This window comes from Streptomyces sp. HD (genome assembly GCF_028369295.1).
GTDB lineage: Bacteria > Actinomycetota > Actinomycetes > Streptomycetales > Streptomycetaceae > Streptomyces.
Genome location: NZ_JAQMYP010000032.1, coordinates 69,630 through 89,513, shown reverse-complemented (window position 1 = coordinate 89,513; position 19,884 = coordinate 69,630). Strand labels below are relative to the sequence as shown.

At 69.6% G+C, this 19,884-nt stretch carries 11 protein-coding genes; 4 read left to right on the top strand and 7 right to left on the bottom strand.

What is annotated here, in order from left to right:
• Nucleotides 1–5 precede the first annotated feature (5 nt).
• The 7 genes from POF73_RS28565 to POF73_RS28535 form a co-directional block, all read right to left on the bottom strand.
• Nucleotides 6–314, bottom strand: a complete 309-nt coding sequence (locus tag POF73_RS28565) for an alpha-L-rhamnosidase C-terminal domain-containing protein (protein ID WP_272121143.1) — start codon at nucleotides 312–314, stop codon at nucleotides 6–8.
• A gap of 412 nt (nucleotides 315–726) precedes the next feature.
• On the bottom strand, nucleotides 727–2,973 hold the full coding sequence (locus tag POF73_RS28560; protein ID WP_272121141.1) for a glycoside hydrolase family 3 C-terminal domain-containing protein: 2,247 nt from the start codon (nucleotides 2,971–2,973) through the stop codon (nucleotides 727–729).
• Between the two features lie 189 nt (nucleotides 2,974–3,162).
• Entirely contained in the window at nucleotides 3,163–4,479 is a 1,317-nt protein-coding gene (locus POF73_RS28555) for an MFS transporter (RefSeq protein ID WP_272121139.1), read from the bottom strand.
• A gap of 55 nt (nucleotides 4,480–4,534) precedes the next feature.
• Nucleotides 4,535–5,305: an SDR family NAD(P)-dependent oxidoreductase gene (locus tag POF73_RS28550; protein ID WP_272121137.1), complete on the bottom strand. Its 771-nt coding sequence runs from the start codon at nucleotides 5,303–5,305 to the stop codon at nucleotides 4,535–4,537.
• 333 nt (nucleotides 5,306–5,638) lie between these two features.
• Nucleotides 5,639–6,274, bottom strand: coding sequence for a TetR/AcrR family transcriptional regulator (locus POF73_RS28545; RefSeq protein ID WP_180291993.1), 636 nt, complete (start codon nucleotides 6,272–6,274; stop codon nucleotides 5,639–5,641).
• A 55-nt stretch (nucleotides 6,275–6,329) separates the two neighbouring features.
• A complete protein-coding gene (locus tag POF73_RS28540; RefSeq protein ID WP_272121133.1) occupies nucleotides 6,330–8,768 on the bottom strand; it encodes a glycoside hydrolase family 3 protein in 2,439 nt (812 codons plus the stop codon).
• Between the two features lie 63 nt (nucleotides 8,769–8,831).
• Nucleotides 8,832–10,325, bottom strand: coding sequence for an MFS transporter (locus POF73_RS28535; protein WP_272121131.1), 1,494 nt, complete (start codon nucleotides 10,323–10,325; stop codon nucleotides 8,832–8,834).
• Between the two features lie 519 nt (nucleotides 10,326–10,844).
• Between POF73_RS28535 and POF73_RS28530 the strand changes: the two genes are divergently transcribed.
• The 4 genes from POF73_RS28530 to POF73_RS28510 all read left to right on the top strand — a co-directional run bounded on the left by POF73_RS28530 (nucleotide 10,845) and on the right by POF73_RS28510 (nucleotide 19,864).
• Nucleotides 10,845–13,694 carry an alpha-L-rhamnosidase gene (locus POF73_RS28530; RefSeq protein ID WP_272121129.1) on the top strand — a complete coding sequence of 950 codons (2,850 nt, stop codon included), beginning with the start codon at nucleotides 10,845–10,847 and terminating at the stop codon, nucleotides 13,692–13,694.
• Nucleotides 13,695–13,741: 47 nt separating this feature from the next.
• Nucleotides 13,742–14,794 carry an alpha/beta hydrolase gene (locus tag POF73_RS28525; RefSeq protein ID WP_272121127.1) on the top strand — a complete coding sequence of 351 codons (1,053 nt, stop codon included), beginning with the start codon at nucleotides 13,742–13,744 and terminating at the stop codon, nucleotides 14,792–14,794.
• A 395-nt stretch (nucleotides 14,795–15,189) separates the two neighbouring features.
• Complete coding sequence (locus tag POF73_RS28520; RefSeq protein WP_272121125.1) at nucleotides 15,190–17,556, top strand: SpoIIE family protein phosphatase; 2,367 nt, start codon at nucleotides 15,190–15,192, stop codon at nucleotides 17,554–17,556.
• Nucleotides 17,557–18,304: 748 nt separating this feature from the next.
• Nucleotides 18,305–19,864, top strand: coding sequence for an MFS transporter (locus tag POF73_RS28510; RefSeq protein WP_272121197.1), 1,560 nt, complete (start codon nucleotides 18,305–18,307; stop codon nucleotides 19,862–19,864).
• The last annotated feature ends 20 nt before the right edge of the window (nucleotides 19,865–19,884 follow it).

The following is a 19,884-nucleotide window of genomic DNA, read 5'->3' as shown; positions in this document are numbered from 1 at the left end:
TGATCTCAGGATGTCGGGCAGGTCTCGTGGTGCTCGCCGGGGCCGACGTCGAACACCCGCCCGTCCGGCATGGTCACCGTCGCCGTGGTGCCCGGTGGAACCGTGACGGTCAGGTGGAAACAGCCGTCCGAGACACGCCACCGGGAGGCGATGCGACCGTACGCGGAGTCGAACTCGGCCTCCGCCGAGACGAGGCCGCCCCCCGGCTCGGGCCGGATGCCGAAGTGCCGGTAGGCCGGGAAGCTCCCCGGGGCACCAAGGTCACCCTGACCCACGGTGAAGCGCATGAGGTCGGCGGCGACGATCTCGCCCACGGTGTTCCGCCAGTCGGCCGTGGCTCTGCACCTGGAGGTGTGTGCGATAGGCGGTGAAGCCGGGGGTCAGGTCGTCCTCGCCGACTCGGACTTCGGTGGCCTGGGTGTTGACAACCGCGACGGTACGTCTCGCTTCGCCAAGGCTCCTTGCGAGTCAAGTCGCGCGAGCTGCCCGAAAGGGCCGACACAGTCATGCGGCTCAGCTCGGGCCCCGGTCGTCCTGCCTCCCTAACGTGAGCCGGTCTCCGGCCGCCGCCCAAGGCAGGGGAAGGCCGGCCTTGGGCTCTCGGCTGCGATCCCGCGGAGCCGTCGCGCCGTTCACGGCCGGTGCGTTCAGGTCCGCTGCTGCACGGCCACGACGGTCATGGCTTTCCCGTCCCTGGCCGCCGACTGGGTCTGTCCGCTCACTCCGTCATGCAAGGGTGCGGCTCGTCTGCATCAGCTGTTCCAGGTACTCCTCGGGCAGTGGATTCGGCAAGAATCCGAGGAACGCCCGCATGGTCATGGACTCGACCATGCGCATCGCGTCCGCGTTCTCCGCTGCGACGGCGGCCTGCTCCTCGGTCAACCCCGACTCGACGGCCTTGGTGAGGGCGGGGCCGACGGACGGGTGGCCGAACCACTCGCCGACAGTGGAGTCCAGCGTGAGCGGCTTCGCCAGCAGGTCGCCCGCGAGGTCCAGGGGTACGGCGGCGACGACGGTGTGGGCGTTCTCGGCGAGTTGCACCTCGTAGCGTCCTGCGGCCACGGTCCAGTCGGCGCGGGTGATGTCCCAGTAGGCGAACGCGCGGCGGTCCAGGTCGATCTCGACGACCGTGCTCTCGCCGGGCGCGAGGGACACCTTGGCGAAGCCGCGCAGTTCCCGGGCCGGGCTGCTGACCGGTCGCTCGGGGGCGGCGACGTAGACCTGGACCACGTGCTTTCCGGACCGGTCGCCGGTGTTGGTGACCGTGACGGTGGCCGTCGCCGTGTCCGCACCGGTGGCGGTGACGCGGAAGTCGCTCTGCTCGAAGGTCGTGTAGCTCAGGCCATGGCCGAACGAGTAACGGACCGGGACATCCGCGCTCTCGTAGTAGCGGTAGCCGACCATCACGCCCTCGCCGTAACGGACATGCCCCTGCTCCCCGGGGAAGTTGAGGAAGGACGGTGTGTCCTGGAGGCGGAACGGGATGGTCTCGGCGAGACGGCCGGAGGGGTTGACCCGGCCCGCGAGCACGTCGGCGATCGCGCCCCCGCCCGCCTGGCCGGGCAGCCACGCCTCCACCACGGCGTCCACCTCGTCGTGCCAGCCCTCCAGGCTCACCACACCGCCGTTGAGCAGCACGACGACCGTACGGCGGGCCGCGCGGGCCACCTCCTGGATCAGCTCGACCTGATCCCGCGGCAGATCGATGTGCTCGCGGTCGAAGCCCTCGGACTCGTCGGCTTCGGGCAGGCCGACGACGAGCACGGCGGTGTCGGCCTGCGCGGCAAGCGCGACGGCCTGCCCACGCAGGTGGGCCGCGTCGGCCTGGCCGGTGGGGTCGTACCCCTGGGCGAAGTCGATGTCGGCGTCAGGCAGCGCGGCGCGCAGCTGTTCCAGCGGGCTGTCGATGCGGGTGGCGTTGACGTGGGAGCTGCCGCCGCCCTGGTAGCGCAGGGTCTGTGCGAACTCGCCGATGAGGGCGATGCGGCCGGTGGGGCCGAGCGGGAGGGTCCGGTCCCGGTTCTTGAGCAGGACAAGGCAGTCTGCGGCGATCTCGCGGGCGAGCCGGTGCTGCGCCTCGTGGTCCACCCCGGCCGGGGCGCCCCCGGCCCGGACGCGCTCCGCGAGCGTGCGCAACCGGGCTACGGCTGTGTCGACGACTCCCTCGTCCAGTTCGCCCGCCCGCACCGCCGCGGCGACCTCCGCGTCGGTGGCGCCGCCGTTGCCGGGCATCTCCAGGTCCGTGCCGGCGAGCAGTGCGGCGACGCGGTCGCTGACGGCGCCCCAGTCGGAGACGACCAGGCCGTCGAAGCCCCATTCCTCGCGCAGCACCTGGGTCAGCAGCCAGCGGTTCTCGGCGGCGTGGACGCCGTTGACCCTGTTGTAGGAGCACATCACGGTGGCCGGCCGCGCCTGGGTGACGATGCGTTCGAACGCCGGGAAGTAGATCTCCCGCAGGGTGCGTTCGTCGACGTCGGAGCTGACTCGCATGCGGTCGGTCTCTTGGTTGTTGGCCGCGAAGTGCTTGACCGACGTGCCCACGCCCTGGCTCTGCACGCCCCGCACGTAGGCGGCTCCGAGGACTCCGCTGAGCAGCGGGTCCTCGGAGAAGTACTCGAAGTTGCGGCCGCACAGCGGTGAGCGCTTGATGTTCACGCCGGGGCCGAGCAGAACATCCACATCGAGGTGGCGTGCCTCACGGCCGAGGGCTTCGCCGAGTCGGCGCAGGAGGTCGGGGTCCCAGCCGGAGGCCAGCGCCACAGCGGGCGGGAAGCAGGTGGCGGGCTCGCTCTGGTGTACTCCGATGTGGTCGGAGTCCGCGCGCTGGCGCCGCACTCCGTGGGGGCCGTCGCTGAGCACCAGCGAGGGGATCCCGGAGGCCTCGGCGGCCTCGGTGCTGCCGAAGTCCCGGCCGGAAAGGAGCGTGGTCTTGTCGTCGAGACTCGGCTCGGTGGCCGTGTGGGCGTGAGTCATGTGGCTTATACCTCGAGATTTCTGGGCGGTTGCCGGGTGCAAGAGACGCGGACCGGCATGCCGACGCGTGGAGCGACGGCGGGTTCGGCGTTGCGGGAGAGGTGAGGAGCGGTGTGCGTCGGCGAAGGAAATCCTACCGCCAATACCGAATGATGCTAGGTTTTGGCGTATGGGAACAACACCTACGCGTCAGCGGACGCCGCGGATCGGACGGACCGTCAATCCGCCGGCCACAGCGACGCCCCCCGCTGTGAGGAAGAGGAGCGTGTAGTTGTCGCCGCCGCCGATCGCGAGGATGAAGGGGGCGATGAGCGACGCCAGTGATTGCGGCAGGGCACTGGCGATCCCGAAGACGCTCATGTACTTGGCGCCTTCGGTCTCCCGGTTCGGGATGACGTCGGTGACCAGTGCGATGTCGACCGCTCCGAAGACGCCCGCCCCGAGCAGGATGATCTGGGAGCCGATCATGACCTGCGGGAACGAGGGGGCGGTCGCCACGATGGCGAAGCCGACGGCAAATGCGGCCGCCGCGGCGTAGATGAACGGTTTCCTGCGGCGCAGGCGGTCGGAGAGGATGCCGCTGGCCACGGCTCCCGTGGAGGTCATCAGCAGGCCGATCCCGCCGGAGAGCGCGAGCAGGCCCGTCACCTCGCTCAGTTTGTAACCGAGGTGGTCTGTGAGGAAGTAGAGCTGGTAGGTGGACAGGAACATCAGGCTGAGCTGGATCAGAAACCGGCCCGCCCAGGTCCACCCCAGGTCCGGGTGGCGCCGCGGGTTGAAGGTGAGACCGCGGAACACGTTGGCGAAGCTCTGACGGTCCTTCCCTGCGATGCGTACGGCAGGGTCGGGGAGGAAGACGACGACGGGCAGGAGCGCGAGGGAGGCAAGGGCGGCCGGGACGAGGAACAGCAGGAGCCCGGAGCTCTTCAGAGGTCCCGCGAGCTGGAAACCGGCCACCCCCGCGATCTGTGCGGTGAAGCCGAGCAGGCCCGACACCTTGCCGCGTTGCTGCTCGGGCACCTGGTCGGGAAGCAACGCCTGCATCCCCGTCATGATCGAGCTGAGCCCCAGCTGACCGATGACGAAGCCGACGAGCACCATGCCGACCGACGAGGCGAGACCCGTGACCACGGATCCGGCGAGCAGCACCGGGATCCCGGCGATGATCCAGGGTTTGCGCCTGCCCAGGCGTGCGGTGGTGTGGTCGCTCAGGACTCCGATGACTACGCCCGCCACGATGCTCACGAGTGTTCCCGCGCCGACCACCAGGCCGAGGCTTCTGGTCTTGCCGTCCGCGTCGATGTCCTCGAGTCGGATCGCGAGCGACACCAGCAGCGGGGTCAGCACCGCCAGGTACAGGCCCAGGTAGGCGATGACGTAGAGGGTGATGAACCGCCGGCTGACCGGGGCGGGAGCGTCGGAGGCGCCTTCGGGCACGACTGCTCGGGCGGGGAGCTCGGCTGAGGGGTGGGACATGGCGGCCTCCGGCCGGTCAGGCATGCTCATGCGCGGATTCGGTGGGGGAGTGTCGACGCGGGCGCGAGATGCTCCCGCGCAGGTCCTACTGGTGGGTGCCGCCGTCGATGCGGATCTCGGTGCCGGTGATGAAGGCTCCGTCGTCGGAGACGAGCATCGCGACGACGCCGGCGACGGTGTCGGGCGAACCGAAGCCCTCGCCGAGGGCGGGCGTGAGCTTGGTGAAGAGGTTCCAGTCGGTGTCCTCGGGGACGAGCGAGAAGATGTTCTCGGTGATGCCGCTGGAGATGCTGCCCGGGTTGATGTTCACCGCGCGCAGGCTCTGCTTGCCGTACTCCTGGGCGATGCTGTGGGTGAAGGACAGGATCCCGCCCTTGCTCGCGGAGTACGCGGCCATGAACGGGTGGGCGAACTGGGCCGAGGTGGAGCTGAAGTTCACCACCACGCCCCGGCCCGCCTCCAGCAGTGCGGGCAGCGCCGCCCGGGTCACCAGGAAGGTGCCGGTGAGGTTCACGGCGATGACGCGGTTCCACAGTTCCAGGGAGCATTCGTGGGTGTGGGCCCCGCGCAGCATGCCGGCCACGTTGACCAGGGCGTCCAAACCGCCGAGACCGGCGACGGCGTCTGCCACGACGCTGTTCACCGCGCTCTCGTCGGAGACGTCGAGGACGGTCGTCCGAAGCCGGTCGCCGGTTCCTGCCTTGTCGGCGAGTTCGGCCGTCTCGGCAAGGCTGTCCTCGGCGATGTCTGTTGCGACGACGCGGGCTCCCTCGGAAAGGAGTCGGAGGGTGGTCGCACGGCCGATGCCGGAAGCGGATCCGGTGACGAGCATGCGGTGGCTGTTCAGGCGTTCCATAGGGCTGCCTCTTGGTCTTGCGGCGGAGCCGCTGAGTGCGGTGCGCGCACGCATCGTGGTTGTTTTTCGAGGAGGCGGAAGAGGCGCCGTTTCCCGTGCTGCGGCCTGCGGCGGGGTAGCTGCGCCGCATACGTGGATGGCCAGGCGCGACGACACGGAAGGGCGTCGGCGACCGACTCTAGAAGCAAAAAGCGAATGACGCTAGGTATTGGATGCTACGGAAATACCAGGACCGCGCTGTGGCCGCTGAGGGCGCGCGGGAGTGACCGCAGGGCCCTGTGACGGTGCGCGGCGGCTTGAAGGCGGTGCTGCGGTGAGTTGTGGTGTCGAAGCTCAGGCGTGGTCGCGGGACGACGCCTGAGGCGCCGAGCCGCTCGTCTCGTCCGACCAGGCCCGGCACATCCGGTTGAACGCGTCGATCGTCTCCGCCATGTCGACACTCGGATCCAGCAGCCACTGCAACTGAAGCCCGTCCGAGAGGGCCACCAGCATCCGCGCCATGTGCCGCGGTGTGATGTCCGGACGGATCTGCCCTTGCTGCTGGGCCGTGACCAGACCGTCCTCGATCTGGGCACCCAGGTCCGCGTACCGCTGCTTGAAGAACGCGTGGGCCGGATGGTCCGGGTCGGACGCGGCGGCGGACAGGGTGACGAACAGGTCGACCAGGCCCGGCTCTTGGGCATTGTGTGCCACGGTCCGGGCGACGGCTTCGCCCGGGGACGTCGCGTCGGCGACCGACTCGGTGTCCAGGGCGTCTCGTTCGGCCAGGACGGCCAGCAGTAGTTCCTCGCGGGAGTCGAAGTAGTGCAGCACACCCGCCTGCGACATGCCCACGCGGTCGGCGATCTCCTTGAGCGACGAGCCGCGTTCGCCGTGCTCGTGGAAGACCTCCAGGGCGGCCCGCAGGATCTGCTTCCGGCGCTCCAGACCCTTGCGGTAGGGGCCGCGGGGCTTGCGTGGTGTGCTCACGCCCCGACCGTACTTCACCGTCCGTCAGCTCGGCATACCAGGGACTCACCGGCGTTCAGGCTGGTCGCGCCACATGGGTACCGAGCGGGGTGTCCAGGACCGAGCGTCCGACCCGGAGCAGGTGCGGCCCGGATCGGGTGCCCCAACCGCTCCCGGTCCAGCGGGCGAGAGCCTGTGCGGGCACCTGGACGGTGGCGACCGCGGCGGCGCCGGCCTCCGCCTCGAGGGCGGTGAATCCGATCAGGCGGGCCGGTTCGGAGCCGTCGGCCGGTTCCAGATAGGCCTGGACGACCTCCCGGCCGGCCCTTGAACCAGTGTTGCGGACATGGACGCGGATGGTGAGCCCGCGCTCCAGGTCTCCGGTGACCACGAAGTCCTGGTACTGCCAGGTGGTGTACGAAAGACCGTGGCCGAACGGGAAGAGCGGTGCCGTGCCGGACGCCGCGTAGGCGCGGTGCCCGATCAGTGTCCCTTCCATGTAGTCGAGGACGCCGTCGACCGGCTGGGTCGACAGAACCGGTACGTCCTCCTCGACCGCCGGGAAGGTGGTGGGCAGGCGCCCGCCCGGCTCGGTGCCGGTCAGGATGTCCGCGATCGCGTCGCCGCCCTCCTGGCCGGGGAACCACGACCACAGCAGCGCGGCCGGTCGTTCGGCCCACGGCATCAGGAAGGGCGAGCCGGCGTTGACGACGACGGCGGTGCGGGGGTTCGCGGCGCAGACTCGTTCGACGAGCTGGTCCTGAAGGCCGCGCCACGTGAGGGAAGTGCGGTCGGTGTTCTCGGTCTCGGTGTCGGCGTCGCTGCCGATCATGAGAACGACGACGTCCGCGTCCGCCGCGGCGTCAGCTGCCGCCCGCAGTTCCTCCTCGTCGCTGCAGCGCGGGACGTCGTAGCCGAGGCCCAGCAGGGTGATGGGGTAGGGGAGGTTGCGGTGCGGGCGCACCCGCACCAGGATCTCGGTCTCGCCTCGCGCCGCGGGGAAGACGAAGGTGTGCGACGGCGGGTTGAGCAGGAGTGCGGCGATGTCGTCGCCTTCTTGCAGTTCCTCGTGGGTCTGGGGCTGCTGGCCCGGCACGTGCAGGGTGAAGTGGCCGGTTCCCAGGACGGACAGGCGGTGCTCGCCGGACTCCGTCAGGGTGAGCCGGGTCCGCAGGCACAGTTCATCGACGTCGTCTCCGAGGATGATGGGGAACCACCAGGCCGAGGGGTCCTTGTGTTCGTCGGAGACGAGGGTGCCGTCTGCCGCGCGGTACTCCAGGCGCACGCCTGGCGCGCCGTCCACGGGGTCAGTGGTCAACCCTGCGTGGATCGGGGGCAGTTTGGCGTGCGGGAAGACGCCCGGGTGGACAGTGACCTCGACGTGTTCACCGAGCGCGCGGCGCAGGCCGTCCGCGGGTGTCACGACATGCTCGGGTGTGACATGGGCGCTGCCGCCGCCTTGCGGTGCGAAACGAACCGCGTTGGGTCCGATGAGTGCGACCTTGCGGAGCGCGGCAGGGGCGAGCGGCAGCAGGCCGTCGTTGCGCAGCAGGACCGACCCGCGTACGGCGAGGTCGCGGATGCGTGCGCGTATGTCGCCGGGCACGGGCTCTGCCGGCGGCCCGTCGACGCCGTCGAGGGCGCCGGTGCGTGCTGCGAGCCGCAGGATCCGCCGTACCTTGTCGTCGACCACGGACTCGGGCACGCTGCCCTGTTCCACGGCGGCGACCAGAGCGTCGCCCCAGGGGCCGTCCGGTCCCGGCATCACCAGGTCGAGGCCGGCCAGGGCGGAGGCCTCCAGGGACCGGGCGGCCTGCCAGTCGGAGACGACGACGCCGTCGAACCCCCAATCCTCCTTCAGGAGGCCGGTGAGCAGCTCGGCGTTCTCGGTCATCGTCGTGCCGCCGACCGAGTTGTAGGCGGCCATCACCACCCAGGCCTCCGCCTCCCGCACCGTCGCCTCGAAGGGCGGCAGGTACGTCTCGCGCAGCGTCGTCGGGTCGATCCGGGCGTCGTAGGTCATGCGCTCGGTCTCGGAGTCGTTGCCGACGAAGTGCTTGACGGTGGCAGCGACGCCGGTCGACTGCACCCCCTTGACGAGGCCGGTGGCGATACGTGCGGTGAGGTGGGGGTCCTCGGAGTAACACTCGAAGTGCCGGCCGCCGAGGGGCGAACGGTGGAGGTTGACGGTGGGGGCGAGCAGGACGTGGATGCCCATCTCGCGGGCCTTCAGTCCCATCAGCCGCCCGGCCTCGTGGGCCAGGTCCTCGTCCCAGGCCGCTGCCAGTGAAGTGGGGCTGGGGAAGAGCAGTGCGGCAGGGGCGTCGGCGCCGAACGTGGTGCCGCGGGGGCCGACGGGCCCGTCGGACAGGGCGAGGGAAGCGAGGCCGGCGGCGACGACCGGTGTCAGGGTCCAGGCGTCGCCGCCGGTGAGCAGGGTCACCTTCTCCTTGAGGGACATGGCGTCGAGGCGCCGGGTGAGATCCGCTTCGTCGACCGACTGCCGACGGGCCATGGGGGTTGCCTTTCGGTGAGGGGAGGTCTGGTCCGCCGGGACGGACCAGACAGGGGGGCACGGTCAGGAGTGGCTCAGGGCCTCGCCCGCGGTCACGTCCTCGGTGCGCTTCAGCTTGGGAATCAGAGCCACGGTCAGGAGGCCCGCCGCCGCGAGACCGGCGCCGAGGAGCATGGCGTTCTTGTAACCGGCGTCCAGGTAGAAGCGGGTGCCCTGGACGACACGGCTGTCCTGGGCGAGGACCACGTAGACGAGTTGCGTGATCACCGAGATGGTCACGCCCTGCATGAGGTTCTGCAGGCCGCTGGCGGTGGCCTGCTCGTCGGGGTCGACCGCCTGGATGATGAGCACAGGCATCGACGCGACGATCATGCCCATGGCGAACGCGGAAACGGGCCCCAGGATGATCAGCTGGAAGCTCGTGTAGTGCCAGCTGTGCGAGAGCACGAAGCCGAGGCAGGCGAGCGCGGCGCCCAGGCCCAGCGGGATGCGTGCGTCGATCCTGCGCACCAGGGCGCCGGTGCCGAAGCCGACGAGCAGGATGAGGATGCTGGAGGGGATGCCGATGACCGCGAAGTGGGTGGCGGTCATGCCCAGACCGTCCGAGACCGTGGGGATCTTGGGGAAGAGGACCAGCAGCTGGGTGATGACGCCGGTGCCGAAGACGGTTCCGGCGATGAGGGAGGTCGCGACCATGACGCTCCACACCGGGCGGCGGGACATCATGGTGAGGTCGAACAGCGGGTTCGCGGACTTCTTCTCGATGACGACGAAGAGGATCACCGCCAGCACGCCACCGACGATGAACCCCAGAGTGGCGGCGTCCGTCCGGCCCCACTCGCCGCCCTTGCCCACGCCGTAGATGACCGACGCCGCGCCGACGCCCAGGAGCAGCCCGGACAGCCAGTTGAACCTGGTGTCCCTCACCCGGTGGGGTGTCTCGGGCACGACGGTGAGCAGGAGAACCAGCCCGACGGCCGTGGCGATGGCCAGCGCCCACAGGACGCCGCGGAAGCCGAAGGAATCCAGCAGCCACCCCGTGAGGAAAGGGCCTCCCAGGGCCACGAACGCGATGCCGCTGCCGATGAACCCGCTGGCGGTGCCGACCTGCTTGGGCGGGAAGAGCTCACGGACGCTGGCGTAGGCCAGGGCGGCGATCGGCGCGTAGAAGCCGGCGATGGCGCGGCCGATCAGCAGGGTCTCGTAGTTGGTGGCGAGTGCGGCGACGATGTCGCCGACCAGGCCGAGCACGGTGATGGCGATCATCGTGTTGCGCTTGCCGTACAGGTCGGCCGCCTTCACGACGAAGGGCAGGACGACCGTGCCGACCAGCGCGTTGACGAGGAGGAACCAGCCGATCTCCGCCGTGTGGAAGTGCAGGGCGACGGATGCCTGGGCGCTGCCTCCGAGCAGGCCGCTCAGTGACAGCAACTGGGTCGGCCACATCAGGGCCACCGCGATCAGAGCCAGACGGGCACCGAGGCCTGCGGGCTCGGCAGTGGTCGGGGACGCCGGTGCGGTGGGCGGGGGCGCGGAGGGAGTGGTGGATGAAGACACGGCAGTGTGGCCTCTCATCAGAAGGCGGCCCGCGCGGCTCGGCGGACTGCGGGAGGGCGACGGCACCGGCACGCTCATGCGGAGCGGGCGGAGCGCGTCGAGCGGTGGTGAGTGGCTGTCGAGCACGACGTGCAGGCGCGGGGCGCAGCAGCGACGCCGGTGGGGGACTCGGACGGAGCCGGGAAGTGCGGCTTGCGGCGGCGAGGTCGGATGCCGACGCGAGGGGTTGGAACCTTTCAGATCCGTGGCGGCCATGACGGGAACCATGGCCTGAACCGTCAACCGTCCCCAGTGGTGACCTGCTGGTCACCGACGGAGGGTGGACAGACGGGAAAGACTGCTTCCTACTGCACGTGAACGGGGGTGATCGGACCGTGTCGGAAGTTCACACGGCGGAAACCTAGTAGCATTCGGGTTTCATGGCTAGGGTTCAGTCACAGACTTTTTCGAGCCACTCCGGACCGTCGGTCTAGGTGTGGGTCATGGATTGAATCGATTCATAGAAATGGGGAGCCCCTAGTGATCCAGGCAGCCCGCACCCACGCCGTCACCGTTGCCGACGTCCGCTTCGAGCATGTGCGTGAACCCGTCGGCCTGGGCACTGCCACCCCCCGTCTGTCCTGGACCACGCTCACAGAGACCGCGAACTGGCATCAGACGGCTTACGAGGTGGAGCTCACCGGGCAGGGGGGATCGGAGCCGACCGTGCTGCACATCGAATCCGACGATTCCGTCCTCGTCCCCTGGCCCTTCGCACCGCTGCCGGCCCGCAACCGAGCCACCGTCCGTGTCCGCGTCACCGGGCCCGACGGCGCGAAGTCCTCCTGGAGCGAGCCGGCGACCGTCGAGGCGGGGCTGTTCGCTCCCGAGGACTGGTCGGCGTCCTTCATCACTCCCGACTGGGAGGAGGACGCGCAGCTCGACCAGCCCTGCCCGCTCCTGCGCCGCGAGTTCGACCTGCGCGGCCCCGTGCGTTCGGCTCGCCTCTACGCCACCGCGCTCGGCGTCTACGAGGCCGAACTGAACGGCAACTGGGTCGGCGACCACGTCCTCGCACCCGGGTGGACGGCGTACGACAAGCGTCTGCGCTACCAGACCTTCGACGTCACCGGCCTGCTGCGCCCGGGCCGCAACGCCCTCGGCGGGGTGCTCGCAGACGGCTGGTTCCGCGGCCGTATCGGCTTCGACGGCAAGACCCGGGCCGTCTACGGCAACCATCTCGCCTTCCTCGCACAGCTGGAGGTGACCTACGAGGACGGCACCATCGAGCGCATCGTGACCGACGGCTCATGGCAGGCGGCAACCGGCCCCGTCGTCTCCTCCAGCCTGTACGACGGCGAGGTCTACGACGCCCGGCTGGAACGGCACGGCTGGTCGGAGCCCGGTCATGACGACGCCGGCTGGCGCGGAGTCCGCACCCTCGAGCGCGACCTCGCCACCCTGGTCGCCCCCGACGGACCACCGGTACGCCGTATCGAGGAGATCGCTCCGGTCTCCGTCACCACGACGCCCTCCGGCAAGACACTCCTCGACTTCGGCCAGAACCTGGTGGGACGCCTCCGCGTGACGGTGACCGGCGAGCCCGGCCGGCAGCTGGTACTGCGCCACGCCGAGGTCCTCGAAGAGGGCCAACTGTGCACCCGCCCGCTGCGCACCGCCGCCGCGACGGACACCTACACCCTGCGCGGCGAGGGCGCCGAAGTCTTCGAACCCCGCTTCACCTTCCACGGCTTCCGCTACGCCGAGGTCACCGGCGTCCCCGACGACTTCGACGCCGCCACCGCCGTGAAGGCTGTCGTCCTGCACTCCGACCTTGCCCGTACCGGCACGTTCAGCTGCTCCGACGACCTCGTCGACCGCTTGCATGAGAACGTCGTATGGGGCATGCGCGGCAACTTCCTCGACCTGCCCACCGACTGCCCCCAGCGCGACGAACGCCTTGGCTGGACGGGCGACATCCAGGTCTTCTCGCCGACCGCCTCCTACCTGCACGACAGCGCCGGTTTCCTCACCTCCTGGCTGGCAGACCTCGCCGCCGAGCAGGGCGAGAACGGCGTCGTCCCGTTCGTCGTGCCCAACGTCGTTCCCGGAGCCGACTCCGCCACCGCGGCCTGGGGCGACGCGGCGGTCATGGTGCCGTGGGTGCTGTACGAACGCTACGGCGACACCGGGGTCCTGGCGGCGCAGTACGACTCGATGCGTGCCTGGGTGGACCACGTGGCCGGCCTCGCGGGCGAGTCCCGACTGTGGGACACCGGCTTCCAGTTCGGCGACTGGCTCGACCCCACCGCCCCGGCCGGACGCCCGGACGCCGCAGCCACCCCGGGCGAACTCGTGGCCACGGCGTACTTCGCCCGCTCCACCTACCTTCTCGCCCGCTCCGCCGAGATCCTCGGCAAGACCGCCGACGCCGAGCGCTACCAGACGCTGGCGTCCGAGATCCGGTCCGCGTTCCAGCAGGAGTACGTCACCGGCGCCGGCCGGATGATGGCCGACGCCCCCACCGCCTACGCCCTCGCCCTCTGCTTCGACCTGCTGGCCACAGCCGACCAGCGCGTCCACGCCGGAAATCGGCTCGCCCAGCTGGTGCGGGGCGGCGGGTACAAGATCGCCACTGGATTCGTCGGCACCCCACTGATCTGCGACGCCCTGACGAGCACCGGACACGCCGACATCGCGTACCGGCTGCTGCTCCAGCGCGAATGCCCGTCCTGGCTCTATGCGGTCACCATGGGCGCCACCACGATCTGGGAGCGCTGGGACAGCATGCTGCCGGACGGCACGGTCAACCCGAGCGGGATGACCTCCTTCAACCACTACGCGCTGGGTGCCGTCGCCGACTGGCTGCACCGTACGGTCGCCGGCCTGGCCCCCGCCGCACCCGGCTACCGACGCCTGCGCATCGCGCCCGTGCCGGGAGGCGGGCTCACCCACGCGGAGGCAGCACTGCGCACGCCCTACGGCGACGCGTCCGTCAACTGGTCCCTGTCCGGCGGCGAGTTGACCGTCGAAGCCCTCGTACCGCCGAACACCACCGCCGACGTGCTACTGCCCAGCCAGAAGGAGCTGCAGGTGGGCTCGGGACGGCACACCTGGACGGTGCCCCTCGCGACGGACGACACGGCGCGTGCGCCGTTGTCCCTGGACATGGCCATCGACGCGCTGATGGACCGCGAGGACGCGATGCGCGCCTTCAAGGACCTGCTCATCGCGTACATGCCGGAAGCCGCGGCCTACATCGAGGACGGTGCCTCCTCGGCTCCCGCCGGCACCACAGTGCGTTCCGTCGCGAAGATGCTGCCCAACGGCGAGCAGTTCCTGGTGGACCTGCGGGAGAGGCTCGTCGCCCTGGAGGCCGCCAGTTCCTGAGTGCCACCCCTGCCGACGCCCACCCGCATCACCTCTGAGGAGTACGCGTGTCCACACCCGTTGGTACGAGCAGCCGTTCGCAGCGGCTGCGCATGAAGCTCGCCGGACACGTCCTGCGCAGACTCCCCGCGCCGGTGCTGGGGGCCGTCCTGCGACGCGGGGCGCAGGGCGGAAAGTCCGCGCTACCGCCCTTCGGCGAGTTCGTGGCCCTCCTGGAAGGGCTGGGACCAGCCGCAGACCGCGTCATGGACCAGCACAATCCGATCGATCTGGTCGCACGCTTTCCGGAGCTGGCAACGGTGACGGTTCGCCACCTGCGCCTCGGGCCGGCAGGGGTACCGGCCCGGGTGTATCGCCATCCGGACAAGCCGGTCGTTTCGGCACTGGTCTGGGTCCACGGCGGCGCCTACGTCAGCGGCAGCCTCGACATGCACGAGTCCCACGGGGTGGGCCTCGCCCTCGCCGCCCGGGGCGTTGCGGTGCTCGCCCTCGACTACCGCAAGGCCCTGCACGGTGTGCGCTATCCGGTGCCCCGCGACGACGTCCTGGCAGGCTGGCACTGGGCTGTCGAGAACAGCACCGACGCCCTTGGCACCACGGCCGACGCGCTCCACCTCGGTGGCGCGAGCGCCGGCGGCAACCTGGTCGCCTCCGCCACCCGGTATCTCCTCGACCACAAGAAGCCGCCGCCGCGCACACTGATCCTCGCCTACGCCTCCCTCCACAGCGGAATCCCCGACTGGGACCCCGCAGAGCTGGCCGCCATACGGGAGGCCACCAACGGGACATGCTTCGAACCGCAGTGGCTGGTGGAGATGAACCTCCACTACGCCGGCCCGGACCACATGAATGACCCGGCGGCCTTCGCCGGGCTGGGAGACCCGCTCGCCGGCCATCCCCCCACCTTCTTCCTGGACTGTGAGAACGACACGGTGCGACCGTCGGCGGAACTCTTCGCCCGCCAGTTGACCAAGGCCGGCGTGCCGTGTGAGCGCCATCTGCTCACCCGTGCGTCACATGGCTCCCTGAACAGGCCCGCGGGCGCAGACGGCCAAGAGGCACTCGGGGTGCTGGCCAAGTGGATCGAGGATCGTTCGTGAGCCGGTGACTCGGCGGGGCCCGCCGGAATGACTGAGGGCCGTCTTCACCGGCGACTACCTCCATCAACGGCCTCTGGTCGAGCGCGGCGTGGGACGGCAAACCTGGCTGCCGGTGCGGACCTTGGGGCTCCAGGTCCAGGTCGCCGGCCAGCGTGGTGAGCACTTTCTCGTGGTGTCCGTTCGGCTGGGCCGCATGCTCGAGCGGCCCAGTGGAAGAGATTGCCTGCCCAAGGCAGTGACGGCCGGCGGGCTGAACGGACAGGAGGGCTCTATTCCACAGCCGTCGGCCTGGTCGCGAGCTGTCGGCAGGCCTGGCCGCCGGCCTTGCCAGGGTCAGTCCCCTGGAAGACGATGGGGGTGGCCGCTCCCGGCGGCCCGGACGCAGGCAAGGCGCTATGACGGAAGACACCACGGCATCCGGTCGACTCTCTCCGAAAGTGCTGGCGGCAGCACGTTCAGTGGGTGCTGTCCTCGCCACGGACGGCAGAGGTGCGGTGACTCATTGGAGCGCCGGTGCTCAGGCGCTGTGGGGATGGTCCCGGCAGGAAGCCATCGGTCTGGAACTGGCGGATCTGTACACGGCCGACGGAGTAGCTCGGCACAAAGACGGCCACACCTTTGACGCGCCGACGCAGATCACTGCGCTGACGGTAGAGGATCAGCGCGTTGGGTTCCTGGTGACGGCCGATGACGGGGCGGAGGAGCAGGCGCCGGACAACGCGCTGATGTCCTCGCTGTTCGATCAGTTCCCGCTCGCGCTTTCGATTACTGACGGTGAGGCCCGTGTTCTGAGGCACAACGAAGCGATGTGCCGGCTCACAGGGTTGAGCGAGGAGGACGTCCGTGGACGGCTCACGACCGAGGCGGTGCCGGGGGTTGTTACCGCCGAAGATGCCCGGCGTGTGCGCCGCGTCGCCGCGACGGGCGAACCAGAGACCACAGAGAGGTTCGTGAAACTCCCAGGTGAGACGAAGGCCCATGCATGGGCCGCGGACTTCTTCCCGCTGCGGGACTCCGACGGCCGAGTGCGCGCGGTGGGCTGTGCGGCATACGACTACTCGCAGCAATACGGTTCGAGGGAGCGCCTGGCGCTGATGAGCGAGGCGCGAACCCGGATCGGTGCGAGCCTGGACGTCACGGGAACCGCCCAGGAAGTGGTCAAGGTTGCCGTACCACGCTTCGCGGACGCCGTCAGCATCCATCTGTGCGAGGTCATATTTCACGGAGATCTGCCGGCTCCCGTCCTGTCCGGCCCCGTGGCGCTGCGCCGTGCGGACCCTCCTCCGGACCAGGCCGGTGGGAAACCGGCCGCCTCGGTCGAGGCGGTGGATCCCGAGTCCTCACGCGTCGCCCGGTGTTTGGCCGCTGACCGCGCCGAACTCCTCCGTGTCGGAGCCTCGGAGATTGACCATTGGTTCGGTGACACTTCGGGACCGGCAGCCGACCTGTCCCGGGACGAGTCCCACTCGCTGATCGCTGTACCGATCCGTGCGCGCGGTCTCACCCTGGGCCTGGCCCTGTTCCTCCGCTACGCGTCGGCGGGCGAGCCTTTTTCCGCCGACGATCTCACGGTCACCGAGGACCTGATCGCCCGTGCGGCGATCTGTCTGGACAACGCCCGCCAGTTCACCCGTGAGCACGGCATAGCAGAGGCGCTGCAGCGCACCCTTTTGCCGCATGGCTCGACCTCGCATTCGGCCGTGGAGACCACGGCGCGTTATCTGCCTGCGGGGCCCGGAGCGGAGGTAGGAGGGGACTGGTTCGACGTGATCCCCCTTCCTGGTGCCCGGGTCGGACTGGTCGTCGGCGACGTGGTGGGCCACGGCATCACCGCCTCCGCCGCCATGGGGCAGTTGCGTACAGCCGTACGTACGCTCGCCGACATCGAGCTCCCGCCGGATGAGCTGCTCACCCACCTCGACGACGTGGTGACCCACGCGACGAATGAGACCTGCACCGATGAGCTGCCGGGCGCCGTCGGAGCCACGTGCCTTTATGTCGTGTACGACCCGGTCGCCGGGGTGTGCTCGATGGCCGCTGCCGGACACCCGCCTCCGGTCCTCGTGCGCCCCGGCGGCAAGGCCGAAGTGGTCGATCTCGCTGTGGGCCCCCCTCTCGGTCTGGGAAGCCTGCCGTTCGAGGCGACCGAAGTTGCGGTTCCCGATGGGAGCGTCCTCGCGCTTTTCACCGACGGTCTGATGGAATCCCGCGACCAGGACGTGGATGCGCGTCTCGATGAGCTCAAAGCGGTGCTGGGGCGCCCCAGCGCTTCGCTCGAGAGCATGTGTGACGCCGTGCTGGACACGCTTCACTCCTGCTCGACCAGCGATGATGTCGCTCTCCTCATGGCGCGCACCAGAGGCTTGGACAACGGCCAAGTCGCCGAATGGGAGCTCAACAGCGACCCCGCTGTCGTGGCAGGGACGCGGCGCCAGGTTGATGACCAGCTCAGTGCGTGGGGGCTGGAGGAGGCCACGTTCACGACGGAGCTGGTCGTGAGCGAACTGGTCACGAACGCGATCCGGTACGGCTCCGGCCCGATCCGACTGCGCTTGGTCAAGGACCGTTCGCTGATCTGCGAGGTCTCGGACGGCAGCACCACGGCCCCGCACCTGCGTCGCGCCCGGCTGCACGACGAGGGCGGCCGCGGACTGTTCCTGGTCGCCCGGCTGACCGAGCGATGGGGCACGCGGTACACGCCGACGGGCAAGATCATCTGGGCCGAACAGGCACTGGGCGCGCGTGAGCGCGCATGGGAGTAACAGCTGCGGGGGCTGCCTCCGGACCGAGCTCGGCACCGCGCTCCAGGGCCACGCCAGCGTTCGCAGCGGGGATCGGGCTCTTGGGTCATGGGTTTCAGTATGAGCAGGCCTGGTCGGCGGTTCATGTCCCCGTCAGTCTCAGGAAGCGCTTACTGGCCCAGCTGGCTGGGCGTGTCCATGGGCCTACTACACGCGCCTGGAACAGGGACATGTGCAGGATGCATCGCTGGAGATCCTCGATGCCGTCGCACGCGTCCTTCAGCTGAGCGAGGCAGAAAGGCTTCACCTCACCCATCTCGCCGGGCCGAAGAGTGCGCAGCAGGGAAGCCACCCCCATAGGGCCCCAGCTCCCCGGAAACAGCTGGGCGCCCTACCTCGCCACCCGAGCGCAGTCACGGTCGTAGGCGCCTGCATGCGGGGCCGGCCCAGTTCCGCCGTGCCGTCATCCGCGACGACGCGTTCACCTCGGTGCACCGGCCTCTCCAGCCCGCTGGCCTTCCTTCCAGCCTGGTGTCGATTGCTCCGCTCCTACAACTGCCGGGCTGGACTCGGGGAACGGGTCGCGGACAGTCGCCGAGCCTCCTACCCTCTGTCGGCACCACGTGCCATATGTCACTCGGAATTAACTTGGCACTCAACTGCCACATGGCACTTGATGCCATAATCTGGGCTCATCCGATCGAACCGTGAGTTCAGGAGAACCCTCACCGTGAGCAAGTCCACCGTTGCCGAAGCTCCCGTCCAGAAGCTGGCCCCAGCCGCCACGGGCATTCGCCGACTGCGTGGCCATCCGTGGCTGTCGCTGCTGGCCGTCGCGCTCGGCGTGATGCTCGTCGCGCTGGACGGGACGATCGTCGCCATCGCCAGCCCGGCCATCCAGAAGGACCTGGGCGCCTCGCTGTCCGACATCCAGTGGGTGACCAACGCCTACCTGCTGGCCCTCGCGGTCAGCCTGATCGCCGTCGGCAAGCTCGGCGACCGCTTCGGCCACACGAAGATCTTCCTGATCGGCGCGGTCGGCTTCGTCGCCTCGTCCGTCGGCATCGGCCTGACCGACGACATCAAGGTCATGATCGGCCTGCGCGTGGTGCAGGGCTTGTTCGGCGCGATGCTCCAGCCGACCGCGCTCGGCATCATCCGCTCCACGTTCCCGCCCGAGAAGCTGAACTCCGCGATCGGCATCTGGGGCGCGGTGGTCGCCGCGTCCACCGCGGCTGGCCCGATCGTCGGTGGTCTGCTGGTCGAGCACGTCAACTGGGAGTCCTGCTTCTACATCAACCTGCCCGTCGGCATCGTCGCCGTCGTCATGGGTCTGCTGTTCCTCAAGGACACCGAGCGCGACCAGGACTCCAAGTCCTTCGACGTCCCCGGGATCGTGCTGCTGTCCGGCACCCTGTTCCTGCTGGTGTGGGCCCTGATCAAGGCCCCCGACTACGGCTGGGGCGACACCAGGACCCTTGGTTTCCTCGGCGCCACCCTGGTCGTGGGCCTGCTGTTCGTGCTGCGTGAGAGCCGCACGAAGGAGCCGCTTCTGCCGCTGCGCCTGTTCCGCTCCCTGCCCCTGTCAGCGGGCACCGTACTGATACTGATGCTGGCCTTCTGCCTGTTCGGCGCCATGTTCTACATGACCTTCTACCTGCAGAACGTGCACGGCTTGAGCGCCGTCGACGCCGGCGTGCGGATGCTTCCCCTGACGGGCCTGATGGTGGTCGGCGCTCCGCTGGCCGGCGTGCTCATCAACCGGTTCGGTCCCCGGCCGCCGATCGTCGTCGGCATGCTCGTGACGGCCGGAGCCCTGTTCGGTCTCGGCGGCCTCGACACCGGTTCGGGCGCCAACGACACCCTGGTGTGGTTCGGCATGCTGGGCCTCGGCCTGGCCCCGATCATGGTCGGCGCCACCGAGGTCATCGTCGGCCACGCCGAGGTCGAGCTGGCCGGTGTGGCCGGCGGTCTGCAGTCCACCGCCATGCAGGTCGGCGGTACCCTCGGCACCGCGGTCCTGGGCGCGGTGATGACCGCCAAGCTCAACGACGTCTTTACCGAGCGCTGGTCGGCCGCCCACCTGCCCCCGCTCCGCGGTGAGCAGCTCGCTCAGGCCAAGGAGGCGGTCTCCGTCGGCGTCGCCCCGGTCACCCCCAAGACGCCGGCGCCCGTCGTCGAGGTCATCACGAACATCACGCACCACGCCTTCATGGACGGCATGCATCTCGCGTTCGTCGTCGCCGGCGTCGTCGCCCTCGTGGGCGCCGCGATCGGTCTGCTGACCAAGCAGGGCCGCAAGGTCGAAGGCGCCGCCGTGCACATCTGACGTCCTGCCAGGCGGGTCCA

Coding starts and splice junctions, on each gene's coding strand:
- POF73_RS28560 (WP_272121141.1), bottom strand. CDS start 2,973: ATGACTCACGCCCACACGGCCACCGAGCCGAGTCTCGACGACAAGACC.
- POF73_RS28555 (WP_272121139.1), bottom strand. CDS start 4,479: ATGAGCATGCCTGACCGGCCGGAGGCCGCCATGTCCCACCCCTCAGCC.
- POF73_RS28550 (WP_272121137.1), bottom strand. CDS start 5,305: ATGGAACGCCTGAACAGCCACCGCATGCTCGTCACCGGATCCGCTTCC.
- POF73_RS28540 (WP_272121133.1), bottom strand. CDS start 8,768: ATGGCCCGTCGGCAGTCGGTCGACGAAGCGGATCTCACCCGGCGCCTC.
- POF73_RS28520 (WP_272121125.1), top strand. CDS start 15,190: ATGACGGAAGACACCACGGCATCCGGTCGACTCTCTCCGAAAGTGCTG.